The sequence below is a fragment of the Galbibacter sp. BG1 genome (assembly GCF_013391805.1).
Taxonomy (GTDB): domain Bacteria; phylum Bacteroidota; class Bacteroidia; order Flavobacteriales; family Flavobacteriaceae; genus Galbibacter.
In genome coordinates this window covers 785994-803278 of sequence record NZ_CP058364.1, presented here as the reverse complement: position 1 = coordinate 803278, position 17285 = coordinate 785994, and the positions used below count along the sequence as shown (strand labels likewise).

The window sequence follows — 17285 nt, the reverse complement described above, 5'->3', positions numbered from 1 at the left end:
ATGAGAAAGAAGATTTCAATATTGGTTGGTGTTCTTGGGGTTGCTTTTGTTACTTTCGGGCAGGCTCAAAACCCGGAATGTCCACAAAACCTGTCTATTTTTGCCGAACATGCGAAAGTTAAAAACTATGATGCAGCTTACGAACCATGGAAAATGGTATACGAGAACTGCCCAGAACTGCATTATGCTACTTTTTTATTTGGAGAGAAAATTTTAAAAGACAAAATTGAATCAGATCCTGCAAATAAGGATAAGTACATTAAAATGCTTACCGATGTTTACAAAAAAGGGCCTGAATATTTTCCAAAGAAATTTACGGTTACTAATGCCAATATCGATGCGGCTTTGCTAATGTATGATCAAAAGTTAGGGTCAGACGAAGAGATTTATAATTTATTGGATAAGGCTTTTAAAGAAGATTCTGATGGATTTAAGAACCCTAAAGCGCTTTATTTATACTTCTCTACTCTGGTAGATTTGCATGATGCGGGTAAAAAAGACCTTCAAGAGGTATTTGATACTTATGATGCTGTAACCGGTAAAATTGCTGAAGAAAATCAGGAATTAGGAGAAACAATCGTAAAATTGGTTCCTAAAGAAGATGAAGGTACCCTTTCTAGCAAAGAAAAGAAAGTATTGGCAGCAGCTAGACAAAATGGTGAGAACTATGAAAAGATAAGCAGTAGTGTAGATTCTAAATTAGGTAAATTGGCAGATTGCGATAATTTGATTCCACTTTACCAAAAGAATTTCGAGGCACATAAAACCGATGCTAACTGGTTAAAAAGTGCTGCTGGAAGAATGGATGAAAAAGATTGTACTGGAGATCCATTATTCGTTAAATTGGTGGAGGCCTTAGATAAAATTGAGCCTTCTGCAAGTTCTAAATATTACTTAGGTTCTTTATACGAAGAGCAAGGGAACAGTTCTAAGGCGTTAGAGTTTTACAAGCAGTCAATCGATTTGGAAACAGATCCTATCAAAAAGTCTAAAAAGTTAACAAATGTTGCTAACAAGGCTGCAAAAAGAGGTCAGAAGTCAACGGCTAGAAACTATGCGCAACAAGCATTGGATTTAAACCCAGCAAACGGTACTCCATACTTAATCATCGCAAGTTTGTATGCCAACAGTGCCAACGAATGCGGTAGTACTACCTTCGAGAAAAGAGCAATCTACTGGAAAGCTGCACAAGTAGCTAGAAAAGCAGGGCAGGTTGATCCATCTTTAAGTAGTAGATCTTCTCAAGCAGCGGCTAGTTACGAAGGAAGAGCGCCAAGCAAGCAAGATATCTTTAGTGCAGATATGGCAGGAAAAATAATTAATTTTAACTGCTGGGTTGGTGGAAGCATAAAAGTTCCTAACTTATAAGAATGAAACCAAAAGTAATTACCTTGAGCAAATGGTTCGAGGTATTTAGAAAACTAAATTTAGTCCATTTAATCTTGGAAAGTTTTATAACAAAACCTTCGAATAGAGGTTTAAAGTATATTTTCACAAACATTGTCACAGTTTTTGCTGTGACAATGTTTTTTTCATGCGAAGGTTATTTGAGTGAAACCCAAGAACTCAATAAGCGCAATAAGATGCCTGTGGGGGTAGCCGAAAATTTTGTGCTTAAATATACTGACTCCACAAAACTTAAAGCCGTAGTAAGTGGCCCTGTTTATGAAGATTACAGCAATCAAGAATTTCCATACCGGGAATTTCCAAAAGGTGTGCATGTAGATTTTTACGACGATAAAAATCAAAAAAGCGTCATCTCTGCCAATTATGGGATTATTTATATAGATACAGAGCTTATCGATATGAAAGGCAATGTGGTTTTGGAAACCCATGATGGTAAACGCCTTAATGCTCCCCAATTGTATTGGGATCGAAATAACCAATGGATATTTACCGAAGGAAACTATATTTTTACCAGTCCGGATCTTAATATGAAAGGGGTTGGGATAGACTTTAATAAAGAGTTTACCGTAGTAAGTTCTCATGGAAATACAGGTACTGCAGTAGTAAAAGAATCTGAAGAAACGGGTAAAGAAAAACAGTAAGTCATATACTCTGTAAGGTATTTCTAGAAAATTGTCTGCTTCAGATTAAATTCTGACATCACTTACGAACTAAAAGAATCAATTATTTCTAAGTTTTCTTTACATTTGATTGAAGAAAATTTATTTTCCTATAAAATTTATGATGAAGTATTTTAAAATATTTGAGATTGTATATCTCGTTGTGGCTGTTATTTCCATTGTAGAAGTGGTGCAAATGTGGGATACAGACCGCAATAGAGCATATCTTTTTATGTTTTTTGCCGTAGTATCTTTAGGAATGTTCTTTTTCCGAAGGTATTACCGGAAAAAATTTGCTGAAAGAAAAAACAAAAAATAGATGCAAATCGCCATAATTGTAATTATTGTATCGCTTATACTTTCCGCCTTTTTTTCGGGGATGGAGATTGCTTACTTCTCATCCAACAAAATCCATATCGAGATTGAGAAAAAACAAGATGGGATTTTGGCAAAGGTTCTTACTAAATTAACCAAAAAACCTTCTAAGTTTATTGCCACTATGCTGGTAGGGAATAATATTGCCCTTGTGGTTTATGGTATATATATGGGGGACCTATTAATTGATTATCTATACCCAGCTTATGTGGGCGTGGAAAGTCTTCCTTTTAATATTATTTTGGTGCAAACCATAATTTCTACATTGGTTATTTTAATTACGGCTGAGTTTTTACCAAAAGTATTTTTTCAAATTTACGCCAATAGTCTTTTAAAGATTTTTGCTGTTCCCGCCTATATTTTCTATGTGCTTTTTTCCTTTATTTCTTCATTTATTATTTGGATTTCAGACGCGGTGTTGCGAATTTTCTTTAAAACCGAAGGAGACGAAGTGCAGTTGGCTTTTAGTAAGGTAGAATTGGGAGATTATATTTCGGAGCAGGTGGAAGCCGCAGACGAAGAAGATAACTTGGATTCGGAGATTCAGCTTTTCCAAAATGCCCTGGAGTTTGCAGAAGTTAAGGCTCGGGAGGTAATGATCCCCCGCACGGAAATTACAGGAGTGGAATATGACGAATCCTTAAATCAACTCAATAAAATATTTACGGAAACAGGGTATTCCAAAATACTTATCTATAAAGGATCTATCGACGATATTATTGGATATGTACATTCTTTCGATTTGTTTAAAAACCCGACCGATATTAAAAGTGTAATGATGCCAGTGGAGTACGTTCCAGAAACCATGCTTATTAGTGATGTTTTGGAGGTGCTTACCAAAAAGAGAAAAAGTATTGCCGTTGTTTTAGATGAATACGGGGGCACATCTGGTATTATGACCGTGGAAGATATAGTAGAAGAACTTTTTGGTGAAATTGAAGATGAACACGATAGTGTGATTTTAATAGAAGAGCAATTAAGTGATAATGAATTTAAATTTTCCGCGCGCTTAGAGGTAGATTATTTAAATGAAGAGTACAGGCTCGACCTTCCGGAAGGGGAAAACTATGAAACTTTGGGAGGGTTGATAGTAAACAAAATTGGGGAAATTCCGCCAAAAGGAGAAGTGGTAATGATTGAAAATTATCAATTTACAGTATTGGAAGTAAGCAATACCAAAATAGATTTGCTCTCCCTTAAAGTTTTGGAAGAAGAATAGTCCTTAGGTATTTTTATTCAGTTTAAACGGGAAACAATAGCTCCTGTAATCCAAATTTTTTGTTGAAATCTCCCCATTTCTCCGCAGATGAAACAAAATCCACAATAATTACATCCCCAGGTTTTTATTATTCCAAAAAAGTGGTATTTTCGCCCTCATTAATTTAATAAATTGTATTGATAAATGGCAATTCTAGAGAAAATTAGAAGTCGTTCCCTATTCTTAATATTGGTAATAGGTTTGGCTTTATTTGCATTTGTTATTTCGGGAATCTTCAGTAAAGATACCGGTACCGGAAAAACAGTAGTTGGAGAAGTAAATGGAGAAAGTATTTCTCGACAGGAATTTGCGTACAAAGTAGAAAATGCATCGAGAAGATACGGTGCCAATGCAAGTACGCTACAGGTAGTAAACCAAGTGTGGAATCAAGAGGTTAGAGGGATTATTCTAGAACAACAATTTGAAGATCTTGGGATCAATATCGAAAAAGATCAAATATTGGAAGTGGTAAAATCGAATCCTGCTTTTGCTCAAGATCCAAACTTCCAAAATGAAGCCGGAGTTTTTGACGAAGGTAAATTTATTGAGTTTATTGCCGATCTTAAAGCAAACAATCCAGCAGGCTACCAACAGTGGCAAATGCAGGAAGATGCCTTGATCAATCAATCAAAAGAGCAATCTTATTTCAATTTGGTGAAAGCTGGTGTTGGTTCTACTTTGAAAGAAGGGGAGTTGGCTTACCATTTAGAAAATGATAAGGTGGACATTAAATATGTAAAAATACCTTACACATCTATTCCAGATAGTACGGTAAATGTTTCAGACAGCGAAATTGAAGCATATGTAAAAGAACACAAAAACGAATTCAAACAAGAAAATTCCCGTGACATTCGTTATGTGTATTTTGAAGAAAAAGCTTCAGAAGCAGATATCGAAGAGGCTAAAACAAGCCTTTCAAAATTATTGGAGAACAGTGTTGAATACAATGAGACCACCAAAAAGGATGAAACGGTTGCTGGTTTTAAAACCACAGAGAACCTTAGGGATTTTGTGAATAGAAATTCTGATATAAAATACGACACTACCTACGTAACCAAGGCGCAATTGCCTGCAGCTTTTGCAGATACATTGTATAGTTTGCCGATCAATGGTATTTATGGTCCTTACAAAGATGGGGATTACTACAAGATATCTAGAATGGTGGCCAAAAAAGAAGGTGGGTCTGTAAAAGCGAGTCACATTTTAATTTCTTACGACGGTTCTCAGGCGCAACCAAAGGAGTCTAGAACCAAAGAAGAAGCAAAAGCTAAGGCAGAAGAGATTTTGGCGAAAGTAAAAGAAAATCCAGATGATTTTGCGGCTTTGGCAAGGGATAATTCTGAAGATCCTGGTTCTGCTGCCCGTGGAGGTACTTACGATAATATTCCAGAGGGACAAATGGTGCCTCAATTCAACGATTACATTTTTAACAATGAAATAGGTTCCATAGGATTAGTGGAAACCGATTTTGGTTACCACATTATTAAAGTGGATGATAAGTACGATGTGGTTCAAATAGCAACTATTGCGAGAGAAATAGAGCCTTCTGAAAAAACATCAAGTGATTTGTATACGGAAACTACAAAATTTGAAATGGCAGCTGCCGACGGTGACTTTCAGAGTGTTGCAAAAGAATCCAATTACAATGTGCGTCCCGTAAACCAAATTAAGCCATTGGATGAAAACATCCCTGGCGTAGGAAACCAACGAGGGGTTGTGCAATGGGCCTTTAATGCAGACACACAAGTAGGTGATGTAAAGCGTTTCAATACACCAAATGGATATGCTATCGTACAATTGACTGGAAAAAGAAAAGAAGGTTTGGCTACAGCCAAAGACGCTTCTGCTAGAGTATTGCCAATTCTTAGAAAAGAGAAAAAAGCAGCGATTATTAAAGATAAAAATGCTGGAAAATCTTTAGATGAGTTAGCTAAAAGTAACAGTGTAAATGTTACCGGTGCAACTGGGCTCACCATGAAAACACCAACTATTTCTGGTGCTGGTAGAGAACCAAAGGTTGTTGGAGTAGCTATGGCGCTTTCCAATGGTGAAACTTCAGGATTAATTGAAGGTGAAAATGGGGTGTATATGGTTTCAGTTACGAAAAAAATCATTGCTCCATCTTTAGAAAACTATGCCACTTACACCAACACGCAGAAAACATTAAATAGAAACAGAGCTAGTTTTGCAGCATATAATGCGTTAAAAGATGCAGCAGAAATAGAAGACGAAAGAGCTGATATCTACTAAGATAATTCTCTTATAAATAATACTAAAAAGCTCCTTGGTTAATCAAGTCAAGGGGCTTTTTTTATGCAATCATTTCGATATAGGGCAGTATGGTCTCGTATCCTTTATTTAAGAAGTATGGCTTTACGTAGGAAGCTTCTCCTGTGGCCAGTACAAAATCTCCGCCCCAAGCCCCCAAACTTTTTATACTCCCTTTAAAATCGTCAAAAAGTAGTTGTTTTACTGTTTTCTGTTGGATTAAAGTTGCAATAATCTGTTCGTGTTCGTAAAGCAAGCTTTCAAACGATGAAAGGTTATTGGTATTTATAAGTTTTGTTGTGATTTTGGAAATGGTTGCTATTGCTTCATCCTTTTGAAGCTGGTTGGCAAGCGCTCGATATGCTTTAATCCCTTCCCTGCTGTTCTGTTTTTTATTTAGATGAATAAAAAATAAATGTTCTTTAAAATTTGGGTTGAATAAAACTGTATTTACTAAAGGGGATTTATCTATCAATTGATAGGTGATAGGATTGTCGTGCTGAGCACATGCAATATCGTAACCACTGCCCGCAAAACTGTTCCAGAGTAACTTGTAAGCGTCTACTTTTGCCCAAGTCGCTATATTGTTAATAAGTGTGGATGAAGAGCCCAGTCCCCAATTTTCGGGAAATTCCAAATAAGTGCTAACGTCCAGGCCGTCGGTGTTTTTAAGGAAATTAGGGTTTAATTGAATGGCTCCCGTTAAAAAATTAAAAAGCCTTTTGGCAATTTCAATAGAAGTACTTTTTAAAATGGATTTTTCATCGAAATTTTTAAGCTGATTTAGATCAAATTCTGCAGAAAACCACTCTTTGTTTTTATGATTGAATGCTTTCCATGTCAGTTTGTTTGTTTGAGTATTGAGAACATTAAGTGTTTGCCCAAATTTGGTTGGAAGCGCAAAACTTTCGGCCCCATCCAGCACTACATATTCGCCGGTAATTAATAACTTACCATGACTTCGGAATGTTGTTGGGGTTATAGGTGTATGATTTGGCATTAAAGTAATTTCTTTAGACTTTTGGGATTTTGAAGATTATTCCAAAATAAATGCACCACAATATTTTTTATGATTATTGAATAGAAAAAGGAAATATGTTTATTAATGTGTCCCTTTTGATAATTGCCGTTTAAACTCCATTTAGGGAATAAAGTAGGATTTTCTTGAACCTGAAGCATTGTTTTTTCAACACTTTCTATGAATTTAAGAATAGTTTTGGGAGTCCAGGACTTTTCTAAATATTCTAAGTTTTCATAATAGGAAATTTTAGCTAAAGGAGTCCAAACAATGGTCATTTAGAATAATTTTTTTTCGATTCCTCTATAATGTTTTGAAAAGGTTCATACTCTCCATTCGCATATTGTTTTTCACTTTCCTTTAAAAGATCTTTTATAATTTGCTCTTCCTTCTTGCCGTCCCTCAATAGCAACGATTTCACTTCCATTAGAACCCGCTCTTTTTGTTCATTTAGAAGTAAGTTAATTAACTCAAGTTTTGTTTTTTCTACATCCATATCTACTAAGTTATAAAAAAGAATTACTTCCGTATTTTTTCAAATTCGCTAATCACTCCGCTATGTGTTACGGTTTTATCTCTGTAATAGTTTACAAAATACTCTTTTTCTTTATCGGTGGCTCCCAACTGATTTAAAATATTCATTAGGTGCATTTTCATATGTCCTTTTTGAATCCCGTCGGTAATGAGCGATCTTACGGCAGCAAAATTTTGCGCCAAACCTGCTACGGCCACTATTTGCATTAATTCCTTGGCAGAAGGCCTGTCTAAAATTTCTAAAGATAATTTTACTAACGGATGCAAGCTTGTGAGTCCGCCCACCGTTCCTAAAGCAAGCGGAATTTCAATCCAAAAATAAAATGTGCCATCTTCTATTTTAGCATGTGTCAAACTTTTGTAAGAACCTTCCTTAGCGGCATAGGCATGTGCTCCAGCTTCTATCGCCCTAAAATCGTTTCCCGTGGCCAGTACTACGGCGTCAATACCATTCATTATGCCCTTGTTATGCGTAACCGCACGGTGAGGCTCTGCATTGGCAATGGCAATAGCTCTTATAAATTTTTCAGCAAACTCTTTTCCGCTGAGTCCTTTGTCGTCATTTAAATCGGCAAGGGGACAACTTACTTCTGCTTTTACGACGCAATTGGGCACGTAATTGGAAAGGATGCTCATTACGATTTCTATATTTTTTTCTTCCGTAGTGAAGTCCGTAAAATCCTGTGCTTCTTCCTTAAAGCTTTTTGCAATGGCTTCTAAGCAGGAATTTATAAAGTTGGCTCCCATGGCATCTAAAGTTTCAAAAGTACAGTTCAGTTGAAAGTAGCCGGGTAGGGAATTCGTTTTATCACGTAATTCTATAGAAGAAATCCCACCACCGCGTTTTCGCATGTTTTCGGTGATGTCTTCCGTAGCCTTTAAAAGTTTAGGTTTTATTCCTTTAAAAAAAGTATGCAATTTTCCGGTATCTCCATGGTACATAAAATGCACTTGTCCAATTTTTTCCGTACCCAAAACAGTGGTTTTAAAACCGCCGCGTTGCTGCCAATATTTAGCTGATTTACCCGCGGCTGCCACCACCGAACTTTCCTCGATGGCCATAGGGATGGTGTAATAGGTATTATTAATTAGAAAGTTGGGTGCAATGCCCAAGGGAAGGTAAAAATTACTAATGGTATTTTCAATAAAATCATCGTGAAGAGACTGAAGTTTGGTATCTTCGTTTAAATATTGATGTAGTATACGAATGCCTTCTTCTTTATTTTTAAAGTGATGCTCCGCCAGCCAATTTACTTTTTCTTCTTTGGAAAGTTTAGAAAATCCGTTTACGGGTTTTGCCATGTTTAGTTTTTATATGAAATAGCAAAGATATGCATTCTGTAAAGATAAGGTTGGGGCTTTTTAAGGGGCAAAACAGAAAACCATGTTTCTTATGGACATTTTCAATAAAATAATTTACATATCTTTAAAAGTGTATATGTTAGCTATATAATGTCGGAATTAATATTTATTTTTTTGAGAAATACCCTTAACAAAACGCGATGAGAAAGTTGTTGTGCTTTATGGCTCTTTTTATTGGTCTTTCTTGTGTTCATTCCCAAGAAGAAAAACCTAAGGTAGCTTTGGTTTTAAGTGGGGGAGGTGCTAAAGGGATTGCCCATATTGCAGTTTTAAAAAAGCTGGATAGTTTGGGGATTGTGCCAGATCTTATTGTTGGAACGAGTATGGGGAGTGTAGTGGGCGGTCTCTATGCTATTGGGTATTCTGCGGATAGCATTCGTATAATGACCAATACCGTAGATTGGGATCGATTGCTTTTTGGGGATGTTTCCTTGCGTGATGTGAGTGTGGAAGAGAAAAGTGAATTTGAACGGTATCTATTGGAATACGATATTATAAAAGGGAAACCAAAGTTAAAAGCATCCATTTTAAAAGATCAAAACTTAAGGGAATACCTTATGTCTTTAACCTATCCAGTTTATAATGTAAGCAATTTCGATGATTTCTCGATTCCCTTTCGGGCGGTTACTACAGATTTGGTAAATGGTAAAAAGTTGGTTTTATCTGAAAGCTCTTTGTCGGTGGCGATAAGGGCGAGTATGTCCATCCCTGGTATTTTTGCTCCCGTTCGATATAAAAACACCTTGTTGGTAGATGGTGGTGTTTTAGATAATTTTCCGGTGGATGTTGCCAAAGAGTTAGGGGCAGACATTATTATTGGTAGTGATGTGGGAGGAGGGTTGCAAACAATTGATAAATTGAATAACCCTGGAAACATTTTATTCCAAACCTCCATGCTCACCAGTAACCTTAAAAACGCCAGGGAAAGGGAAATGTGCGATATTTTAATAGATCATACCGGAAACCTCACGTACGCTACCAAAGATTTTATAAAGGCAAACAATATTTATAAGGAAGGTTTAATCGCTACGGATGAAAAAGTTGATGAACTGGCAAATCTGGCAGAACGGCTAAAAGCATATCCCCAAAGGCCACATAAATTGCCGGAAATAGACGACGAAATAAAAATCGATATAATAGAATATGAGAACATTAGTTCCGGAAACCTCTCCTTGGTAAAGGCGCGTATGGGAATTGAAGAAGGCAACTCTTATAGCTCAAGGGAAATTAGGAAAGCGATCGATTACGCCATTGGGACACAGTTGTTTCATCAAATAGATTACAATATTGAGCACAGTAATAACCAAACCACATTGCAAGTATCTGGTTTTGAAAAAGCCCATCACCAAATAGGAGGTGCTTTACATTACGATACCAACCAAGGGGTAGGTGTTGTTTTAAATTATACAGGTCGAAACGTTATAGGTCATTCTTCCAGGATTCTATTGAGCATTGATGCAGCAGAGCAGCCCAAGTTTAGGGCACAATACCAACAGAGCATTGGAGAGACAAAAAAATGGTGGTGGCGTGCCCAAGCATTTGGCCAGAAAACAAGGCAAGGCTTTTTTTCTTTTGGAGCCAAGGGGGAAGATTTAAAGAATGACTACTTTGTTTCCACGCTTCAACTAAATAAAAGTTTAAAAACTTTAAATAATTATGTCGGATTGGAGTTTAATTATGAATACACCTTGTTTAGGCCAGAACTGGATCCAGAAACCAATGTTAATATTTACGATCTAAAGCGCTATTCTTTTAAAAATCTAGAAGCAAGCATTTATTACGTGCAAAATAGACTTAACAAAGTGTTCTTTGCTACCCAGGGATCTTATGCTTATTTGCAAGCTTCCCGTTCCTTTTATAATCATGTTAAATCTGAATTTAATGCCTTTCCGGAAAATGATGTAGATGGAAGGTTAAACGGATTTTCTAAATTGAGTATGGATTATGAAAAACGTTTTGAGTTGAAAAATAAATACACTTTTATAGTGAATGCTACCGCTGGCTTTACATTTTTAGATGCTAAAGACAATAACGACGCTTCTTTTTTGGAGTATGGTGAAGGGGCAAAATATTTTCTCGGTGGAAACCTACCACAAAACCGTCGTGATTCTTATATGTTTAAAGGATTGGGCGATGGGGAATTGGTTGCGACACAGTTTGTAAACGCCAATCTAGCTTTTCAAATGAATATCATTAGAAATTTCTATGTTACTCCTCACGTAAGCGCTGCCTCGGTTGGGTTTGGTGACTTAGATGATTATTTCGATGGGGTATTTGACTTTGATAATGATTGGACAGAAACGGTGGATACCAGCCTGCTGTTCTCAACAGGAGCGACAATTTCTTATAATTCGATATTAGGGCCTTTAAATTTTGACATGTCTTATCTGAACGACTTAGGGAAGCTTCGTTTTTTCTTTGGGGTAGGACTCCAGTTAAACCTTTCAAAGTAAAACAATTTAAAAATACATCAAGGCTTTCAGTCACAAGCTTTTTAAAGGAATGTTTAACGCTAAATGTTGCGCTATCTGTGAAATTTTTAGTAAACTTGACGGTTTTTTAATCAATACGTAACAATTAATGAAGAAGAATTTTAAACTGTTCCTACTTTTTGTTGGTTTAGTATCCCTCACAACTGCTCAAAATCAAAAGATTACATTAGAAGAAATATGGGGAGGTGCCTTTCGCACCGAAGGAATGGATGTACTGCATTCCATGAAAAACGGAACCCAATATACCGTTTTAAACTTCGATAGAAGCTCTAAAAGCTCATCAATAGATAAATACAACTACAAAACCTTAGAAAAAGTAGAAACAATTGTTTCTTCTTCCACCCTCGATCCGATAAATTATTTTACGTCTTATACCTTCAGTAAAGACGAATCCAAATTAATTTTGGCTACAGAGGTAGAATCAATTTTTAGGAGATCCACGCTCGGTAAATTTTACGTTTACCATATCGGCTCTAAAAAGTTAGAACTAATTTCAGAAAATAAAATTCAGGAACCTACCTTTTCCCCAGATGCTTCCAAGGTGGCATATGTTTTTGAAAACAATATCTATATAAAAGACCTTGCCAGCGGAAATACAACCCAAGTGACTACCGATGGAGAAAAGAATAAAACTATAAATGGGGTAACCGATTGGGTGTATGAAGAAGAATTTTCTTTGGTAAGAGCGTTCGATTGGAATGCAACCGGGGAATACTTGGCGTATATCCGTTTTGATGAAAGTGAAGTTCCAGAATTTTCAATGGACGTATACGGAAAAAGTTTGTATCCAACCCAACACGAATTTAAATACCCGAAAGCTGGTGAAAACAATTCCAAAGTAAAATTATTTACCTACGAGCTTGCTTCGGAAAATAAAAAAGAAGTAGATCTTGGAGATGCATACTACATCCCGCGAATAGAATGGACGAATGATGCAGATGTATTGAGTGCTCAAGTGATGAACCGTCATCAAAACGATATAAAACTTTATTTCTACAACGTAAATAAAGTAGCGGAAGTGGTTTTGTACGAAACCGATAAAGCCTATATCGACGTTACCGATAACCTTACCTTTTTAGAAGATAATAGTTTTATTTGGACTAGTGAAAAAGATGGGTATAACCATATTTACCATTACAATAAAAACGGAAAATTACGTAACCAAGTAACCAAAGGGTCATGGGAAGTAACGGACTATTACGGGTATGATAAAAAATCAGATCGTGTATTTTATCAATCGGTAGAAAATGGTTCCATCAACAGGGATGTGTATTCCATTAAGTTAAATGGTAAAAATAAAAAAAGACTTTCTTCGGAAGAAGGCACCAACAGAGCAACGTTTAGTAAGGACTTTAGCTACTACATAAACTCATTTTCCAGTGCTTCCTTGCCTCCGCGATACACGTTAAACGACAGTAAAACCGGAAAGGAGCTAAAAGAAATAGTGAATAATGATGAGCTACAGCAAAAAGTTTCCAATTATAAAATCAGTCCGAAAGAATTTTCAACCATCAGTGTTAACGGGAACGATCTAAATATGTGGATGATCAAGCCTGCAGATTTCGATCCGAACAAAGAGTATCCACTTTTTATGTATCAATATTCCGGCCCAGGATCTCAGCAAGTAGCAAATACTTGGATGAGTTCCAACGATTTTTGGTATCAGATGCTGGCTGAAAAAGGATACGTTATTGCCTGTGTAGACGGCAGGGGAACAGGACTAAAGGGAGCAGACTTTAAAAAAGTCACCTATAAAGAATTGGGAAAATACGAGGTTCAAGACCAAATTGCAGCAGCAAAACAGTTAGGTGAACTTCCTTTTATAGATGCCAAAAGAATAGGCATTTGGGGATGGAGTTACGGTGGTTTTATGAGTACCAATAGCATCCTAAAAGGAGCAGATGTTTTTAGTATGGCTATTGCAGTGGCCCCGGTAACAAGCTGGCGCTTTTACGACACCATTTATACCGAAAGATATATGCAGACGCCACAGGAAAATGCGAGCGGATACGATGAAAATTCACCTTTAAGTTATCCAGAATTATTGAAAGGGGATTATTTATTAATTCATGGTTCGGGAGACGATAATGTGCATGTACAAAATACCATGCGTATGGTGGAAGCACTTATACAGGCCAACAAACAATTTGATTGGGCCATCTACCCAGATAAAAACCACGGAATATACGGCGGGAATACTCGCCTTCAGTTGTATACCAAAATGACTAACTTTATAGATGAGCATTTGGGAGAAACTTCTGAAAATACAAAAGGGTCTCAAGAGAGTAAATAATATAAATATTAATTGTAATTATTAAATCATGGAATTTAAGTACGCAGGCTCAGAAGAGAACCAACGCACAGTTTTAGGACATCCGTCAGGATTATTTGTTCTTTTCTTTACAGAAATGTGGGAACGATTTTCCTACTATGGGATGCGCGCATTACTGGTATTATTTTTAACCGCTTCCTTATTCGACGAAGGATGGGCCTGGGAAAGAAGTGACGCCTTAATGCTTTATGGTTGGTATACTGGATTGGTTTATTTGACACCAATTTTTGGGGGTCTAATTGCTGATAAAATATTAGGATATAGAAAAGCAGTAGTTTTAGGGGCACTTATAATGACTTTAGGGCACGCATCCATGGCTTTAGAAGGCTTCTCATCCTATTTTTTCTATATAGGGTTATTGGGGTTAATAATTGGAAATGGTTTGTTCAAACCAAATGTGTCTTCTATTGTAGGGCAGTTATATAAAAGTCAAGGAAAAGAAAAAGACGCTGGTTATACCATTTTTTATATGGGTATTAATGCAGGGGCATTTCTAGGTATTTTGCTCTGCGGATATATAGGCGAAAAAGTGGGTTGGCACTATGGCTTCGGTTTAGCAGGAATTTTTATGTTTTTAGGGATGCTTCAATTTTATTTTGCACAAAAGATTTTTGGGAATATAGGTTTGTCTCCGGTAGAGGCCGAAGAATTAAAGGAAGAAGCGATCGCAAATAATAAATTCGAGGAAGCAGTTCAAGAGAAGGAAGAGTCTGCTCTTGTTGTAAGAGATAGGATTATTGTTATTTCAATTTTTGCCTTATTTACAATTTTCTTTTGGTGGGCTTTTGAGCAGGCAGGCGGCTCCATGACAATTTTTGCTTCAGATTATACAGATAGGGGGCTTGAAGGAAATGCAGCTACAACTTTTAAAACCATAAATGCCATCATTACGGTAGTGCCAATGATTGTAATAACTTGGGTTTTAATACTTCTTTTTAAGCAAACTTTTAAAAAGTTTGCCCTTTCAAATTTTTGGCTAGGACTAAGTTTTGTCATTATTTGGGCAATAGTACTTTGGATGCTTCAAAAAGAGTTTGCTGCAGATGCTACTGAAGTCCCAGCTTCTTGGTTTTCGGTTTTAAACTCCTTATTCATAATTCTTTTTGCGCCATTATTTTCAAAAATTTGGGAAAGTAAATTTAATCCATCGGGACCTATAAAATTTGCAATAGGTTTGACGTTGCTTGGTCTGGGGTTTGCCGTTTTATCTTATGGTGCCGCCACTATCCCGGAAGGAGCTAAAACAGCTTCTGTAAGTTTAATGTTTTTAGTTTTTGCCTATCTATTTCATACGTTGGGAGAGTTATGTGTTTCTCCTGTAGGGCTCTCATATGTTAGTAAATTGGCCCCAGTGAAATTGGTTGGGTTGATGTTTGGGATATGGTTTGTGGCAAACTTTATAGCCAATCTTCTCGGAGGCTTCACAGGGAGCTATATAGATTTGATTTCTGAAAAATATGGATTATCGACATTCTTTTTAATTTTCACAATTATTCCTATTGGTGCTGCATTCATTCTAGTTTTATTAAATCCAATGATGAAGAAAAAGATGCATGGTGTAAAATAAACATCTTCATTCCAAGATAAAAGATCCCTTTTCACCTGTATAGTGAAAAGGGATTTTTCTTTTTGCACAACTCTTTTTCCAAAGCATGATAAAAGATTTATAATTACTGCCATCTGCAATTACTTGTTTAGGTTGCAATTGGTTTAATGCACGGTCTAAATTAATTTTTGGTGAATATGTTATTAATAAAATATCCACGTCAATATCTTTTGGGAATGTGGGCATGCTATCTAAAACGAATATTTTTTGATTTTTAAATTCTATGTATTTGTTCGGCTTTTCAACCTTGAGCTTCGATATATTTTCACCTAGGACATAATTTTTAATATTATAATCATCTTCAAGATCTTTATTAAATAGGGTCAACTTCCTGCCATGTTGTAATGCTATTTCGGAAGTTCTACTTTTATGAAATACAATAAAGCGTTGCTTTTGTTCAGCCCTGTAATTGGTATATAGAAAGGTAGAAATAAAAACAAAAATACTTCCGAAGAAGGCGATAATTCTGGTCTGTTTCCTTTCCTTTAAAAGGAGAACAAATGAGATGATAACAAGGTAACTTACAAGCATTTTAAAAACATCGAAATGGATGGCGCTAAAAATAAAGTTCTCCTGTGCTGCAATCCACCCTATAAATGAGTTCATAAATTCAATGCACCCAAAATATGCTTCCGCTAGCAAATTGGGAAGGATGTTTAAGAGGCTCAATAAGATGATGCAAAACCCAAATCCCAATAAAACACCAATGAAAGGGACTATTAAAAGGTTTGATACAAAAAATAAACCTGGAAATTGATGGAAGTAATAGAGTGATAAGGGTAAAACGCTCAATTGAGCGGCAATGGTAACTGTTAACAATTGCCAAAAATAATGAAGAATACGGTTATGCGTGGTCCAAAATCCGGCGATTACGGGTTGTATCCATACAATTCCAAAAACGGCGGTATAGCTTAGTTGAAAACCTACATCGTAGATGAAATTCGGTTTAAATAGCAATAGAATAAACATCGAACTAATTAAAGCATGGTATATATTATGGGTTCTCTTTAAATACATTGCATAGGCAATAAAAGTGAACATGGTAACGGCCCTCACCACTGAGGCACTGAGTCCAGCAATTATGGCAAAACACCACAAAATAACTATAGTACAAATTAACTTAATGGTTTTGCCATGTTTTATGCGCTCCAATAGTTTTAAAGCGATGTTTAAAAAAAGTAAAATCAATCCAATATGCAATCCAGAAATGGCTAACAGGTGCACTGCTCCTGCCGCCGCATATTGTTGATAGGTTTCAGCGGAAACTTCCTGTCGTTGTCCTAAAAGAAGTGCGTTTAAAATTGCGATTTCTTCTTTATATGGATATTTCGAGAGCCGGTTATTTATTTTATTACGCAGGGCAGCCGCGTACCCCTGCACAGTTTTTATAGAGGTGTTCGTCAGGATTAATTCATGCGCCGTAAGGTAAAGTTGATGATATATCTGTTGGTTTTGTAAGTACTTTTTATAGTTGAATTGATGCGGATTTAAAGGTGAGTTCGGTTGTGAGAGGTTTTGGTTTGTAGTGTAAACATAATCTACCTTTGGAATCTCAAATTCCTTATCGGCATCCTTTTTTAATTGAAGCAGTATTTTTCCGTGGCATTCATCTGAATCAATTTTTAAAACTTCAGCTGTATATCTATGGCTATAGGTGGTCGACTTTAGCTTTTCTGAAATTCTGAAGGTTACTTCGCTTCCCGATTGATAAAAATGCGAATAATGATTGGGGTTTGCTTTTGAGTGCAAACTGGCGGTAAGCATACCAATGCCAACAAATAATATTACAAGAAATACACTGAATTGATATGTCCTAGCAATTTTTTTGATCGTATTAAGAACGAATGCCAAGATCAGTAGAAACAGCAATACATACCAAAGATATGTGGGCTTCAAATAAAAATGATAGCCAAGAATAATACCTATTAAAAGGGCAATAAGTAGCTTAAGGATAGGGTAATTTAATATTTTCAC

The 17285-nt window shown here is 36.3% G+C and carries 13 protein-coding genes; 8 read left to right on the top strand and 5 right to left on the bottom strand.

Going from position 1 to position 17285, the window contains the following annotated elements; translation table 11 throughout:
* The 5 genes from HX109_RS03500 to HX109_RS03480 all read left to right on the top strand — a co-directional run bounded on the left by HX109_RS03500 (position 1) and on the right by HX109_RS03480 (position 5949).
* Entirely contained in the window at positions 1–1368 is a 1368-nt protein-coding gene (locus tag HX109_RS03500) for a hypothetical protein (protein ID WP_178949823.1), read from the top strand.
* 2 nt (positions 1369–1370) lie between these two features.
* The gene (lptC, locus tag HX109_RS03495) at positions 1371–2048 is read left to right on the top strand and encodes an LPS export ABC transporter periplasmic protein LptC (protein WP_178949822.1); all 678 of its coding nucleotides are present in this window, start codon (positions 1371–1373) and stop codon (positions 2046–2048) included.
* Positions 2049–2187: 139 nt separating this feature from the next.
* Positions 2188–2385: a hypothetical protein gene (locus tag HX109_RS03490; protein WP_178949821.1), complete on the top strand. Its 198-nt coding sequence runs from the start codon at positions 2188–2190 to the stop codon at positions 2383–2385.
* The gene (locus tag HX109_RS03485; RefSeq protein ID WP_178949820.1) at positions 2386–3660 is read left to right on the top strand and encodes a hemolysin family protein; all 1275 of its coding nucleotides are present in this window, start codon (positions 2386–2388) and stop codon (positions 3658–3660) included.
* Between the two features lie 183 nt (positions 3661–3843).
* Positions 3844–5949: a peptidylprolyl isomerase gene (locus tag HX109_RS03480; protein WP_178949819.1), complete on the top strand. Its 2106-nt coding sequence runs from the start codon at positions 3844–3846 to the stop codon at positions 5947–5949.
* A gap of 61 nt (positions 5950–6010) precedes the next feature.
* Here the strand turns inward: HX109_RS03480 and HX109_RS03475 are convergent, their stop codons facing one another.
* The 4 genes from HX109_RS03475 to HX109_RS03460 are packed head-to-tail and all read right to left on the bottom strand — an operon-like array spanning position 6011 to position 8821.
* The gene (locus tag HX109_RS03475) at positions 6011–6967 is read right to left on the bottom strand and encodes a GYDIA family GHMP kinase (RefSeq protein ID WP_178949818.1); all 957 of its coding nucleotides are present in this window, start codon (positions 6965–6967) and stop codon (positions 6011–6013) included.
* Positions 6967–7263: a type II toxin-antitoxin system RelE/ParE family toxin gene (locus HX109_RS03470; protein WP_178949817.1), complete on the bottom strand. Its 297-nt coding sequence runs from the start codon at positions 7261–7263 to the stop codon at positions 6967–6969. Before HX109_RS03470 ends, HX109_RS03475 begins: the two co-directional genes overlap by 1 nt.
* Positions 7260–7481, bottom strand: a complete 222-nt coding sequence (locus HX109_RS03465; RefSeq protein WP_178949816.1) for a hypothetical protein — start codon at positions 7479–7481, stop codon at positions 7260–7262. Before HX109_RS03465 ends, HX109_RS03470 begins: the two co-directional genes overlap by 4 nt.
* A gap of 23 nt (positions 7482–7504) precedes the next feature.
* The gene (locus HX109_RS03460; protein WP_178949815.1) at positions 7505–8821 is read right to left on the bottom strand and encodes a hydroxymethylglutaryl-CoA reductase, degradative; all 1317 of its coding nucleotides are present in this window, start codon (positions 8819–8821) and stop codon (positions 7505–7507) included.
* 200 nt (positions 8822–9021) lie between these two features.
* Here HX109_RS03460 and HX109_RS03455 point away from each other — a divergent pair, with 200 nt between their 5' ends.
* The 3 genes from HX109_RS03455 (at position 9022) to HX109_RS03445 (ending at position 15272) form a co-directional block, all read left to right on the top strand.
* Positions 9022–11334 carry a patatin-like phospholipase family protein gene (locus HX109_RS03455; RefSeq protein ID WP_178949814.1) on the top strand — a complete coding sequence of 771 codons (2313 nt, stop codon included), beginning with the start codon at positions 9022–9024 and terminating at the stop codon, positions 11332–11334.
* A 127-nt stretch (positions 11335–11461) separates the two neighbouring features.
* The gene (locus tag HX109_RS03450; RefSeq protein WP_178949813.1) at positions 11462–13666 is read left to right on the top strand and encodes a S9 family peptidase; all 2205 of its coding nucleotides are present in this window, start codon (positions 11462–11464) and stop codon (positions 13664–13666) included.
* Between the two features lie 28 nt (positions 13667–13694).
* Entirely contained in the window at positions 13695–15272 is a 1578-nt protein-coding gene (locus HX109_RS03445; RefSeq protein ID WP_178949812.1) for a peptide MFS transporter, read from the top strand.
* Between the two features lie 6 nt (positions 15273–15278).
* Here HX109_RS03445 and HX109_RS03440 read toward each other — a convergent pair whose 3' ends face one another.
* A complete protein-coding gene (locus tag HX109_RS03440; protein WP_178949811.1) occupies positions 15279–17285 on the bottom strand; it encodes a ComEC/Rec2 family competence protein in 2007 nt (668 codons plus the stop codon).

What these genes read in the sequence shown, in the direction of transcription:
- HX109_RS03485 (WP_178949820.1), top strand. Translation starts at nt 2,386, where the DNA reads ATGCAAATCGCCATAATTGTAATTATTGTATCGCTTATACTTTCCGCC.
- lptC (WP_178949822.1), top strand. Translation starts at nt 1,371, where the DNA reads ATGAAACCAAAAGTAATTACCTTGAGCAAATGGTTCGAGGTATTTAGA.
- HX109_RS03460 (WP_178949815.1), bottom strand. Translation starts at nt 8,821, where the DNA reads ATGGCAAAACCCGTAAACGGATTTTCTAAACTTTCCAAAGAAGAAAAA.
- HX109_RS03480 (WP_178949819.1), top strand. Translation starts at nt 3,844, where the DNA reads ATGGCAATTCTAGAGAAAATTAGAAGTCGTTCCCTATTCTTAATATTG.
- HX109_RS03470 (WP_178949817.1), bottom strand. Translation starts at nt 7,263, where the DNA reads ATGACCATTGTTTGGACTCCTTTAGCTAAAATTTCCTATTATGAAAAC.
- HX109_RS03455 (WP_178949814.1), top strand. Translation starts at nt 9,022, where the DNA reads ATGAGAAAGTTGTTGTGCTTTATGGCTCTTTTTATTGGTCTTTCTTGT.
- HX109_RS03445 (WP_178949812.1), top strand. Translation starts at nt 13,695, where the DNA reads ATGGAATTTAAGTACGCAGGCTCAGAAGAGAACCAACGCACAGTTTTA.
- HX109_RS03450 (WP_178949813.1), top strand. Translation starts at nt 11,462, where the DNA reads ATGAAGAAGAATTTTAAACTGTTCCTACTTTTTGTTGGTTTAGTATCC.
- HX109_RS03475 (WP_178949818.1), bottom strand. Translation starts at nt 6,967, where the DNA reads ATGCCAAATCATACACCTATAACCCCAACAACATTCCGAAGTCATGGT.
- HX109_RS03465 (WP_178949816.1), bottom strand. Translation starts at nt 7,481, where the DNA reads ATGGATGTAGAAAAAACAAAACTTGAGTTAATTAACTTACTTCTAAAT.
- HX109_RS03500 (WP_178949823.1), top strand. Translation starts at nt 1, where the DNA reads ATGAGAAAGAAGATTTCAATATTGGTTGGTGTTCTTGGGGTTGCTTTT.
- HX109_RS03490 (WP_178949821.1), top strand. Translation starts at nt 2,188, where the DNA reads ATGATGAAGTATTTTAAAATATTTGAGATTGTATATCTCGTTGTGGCT.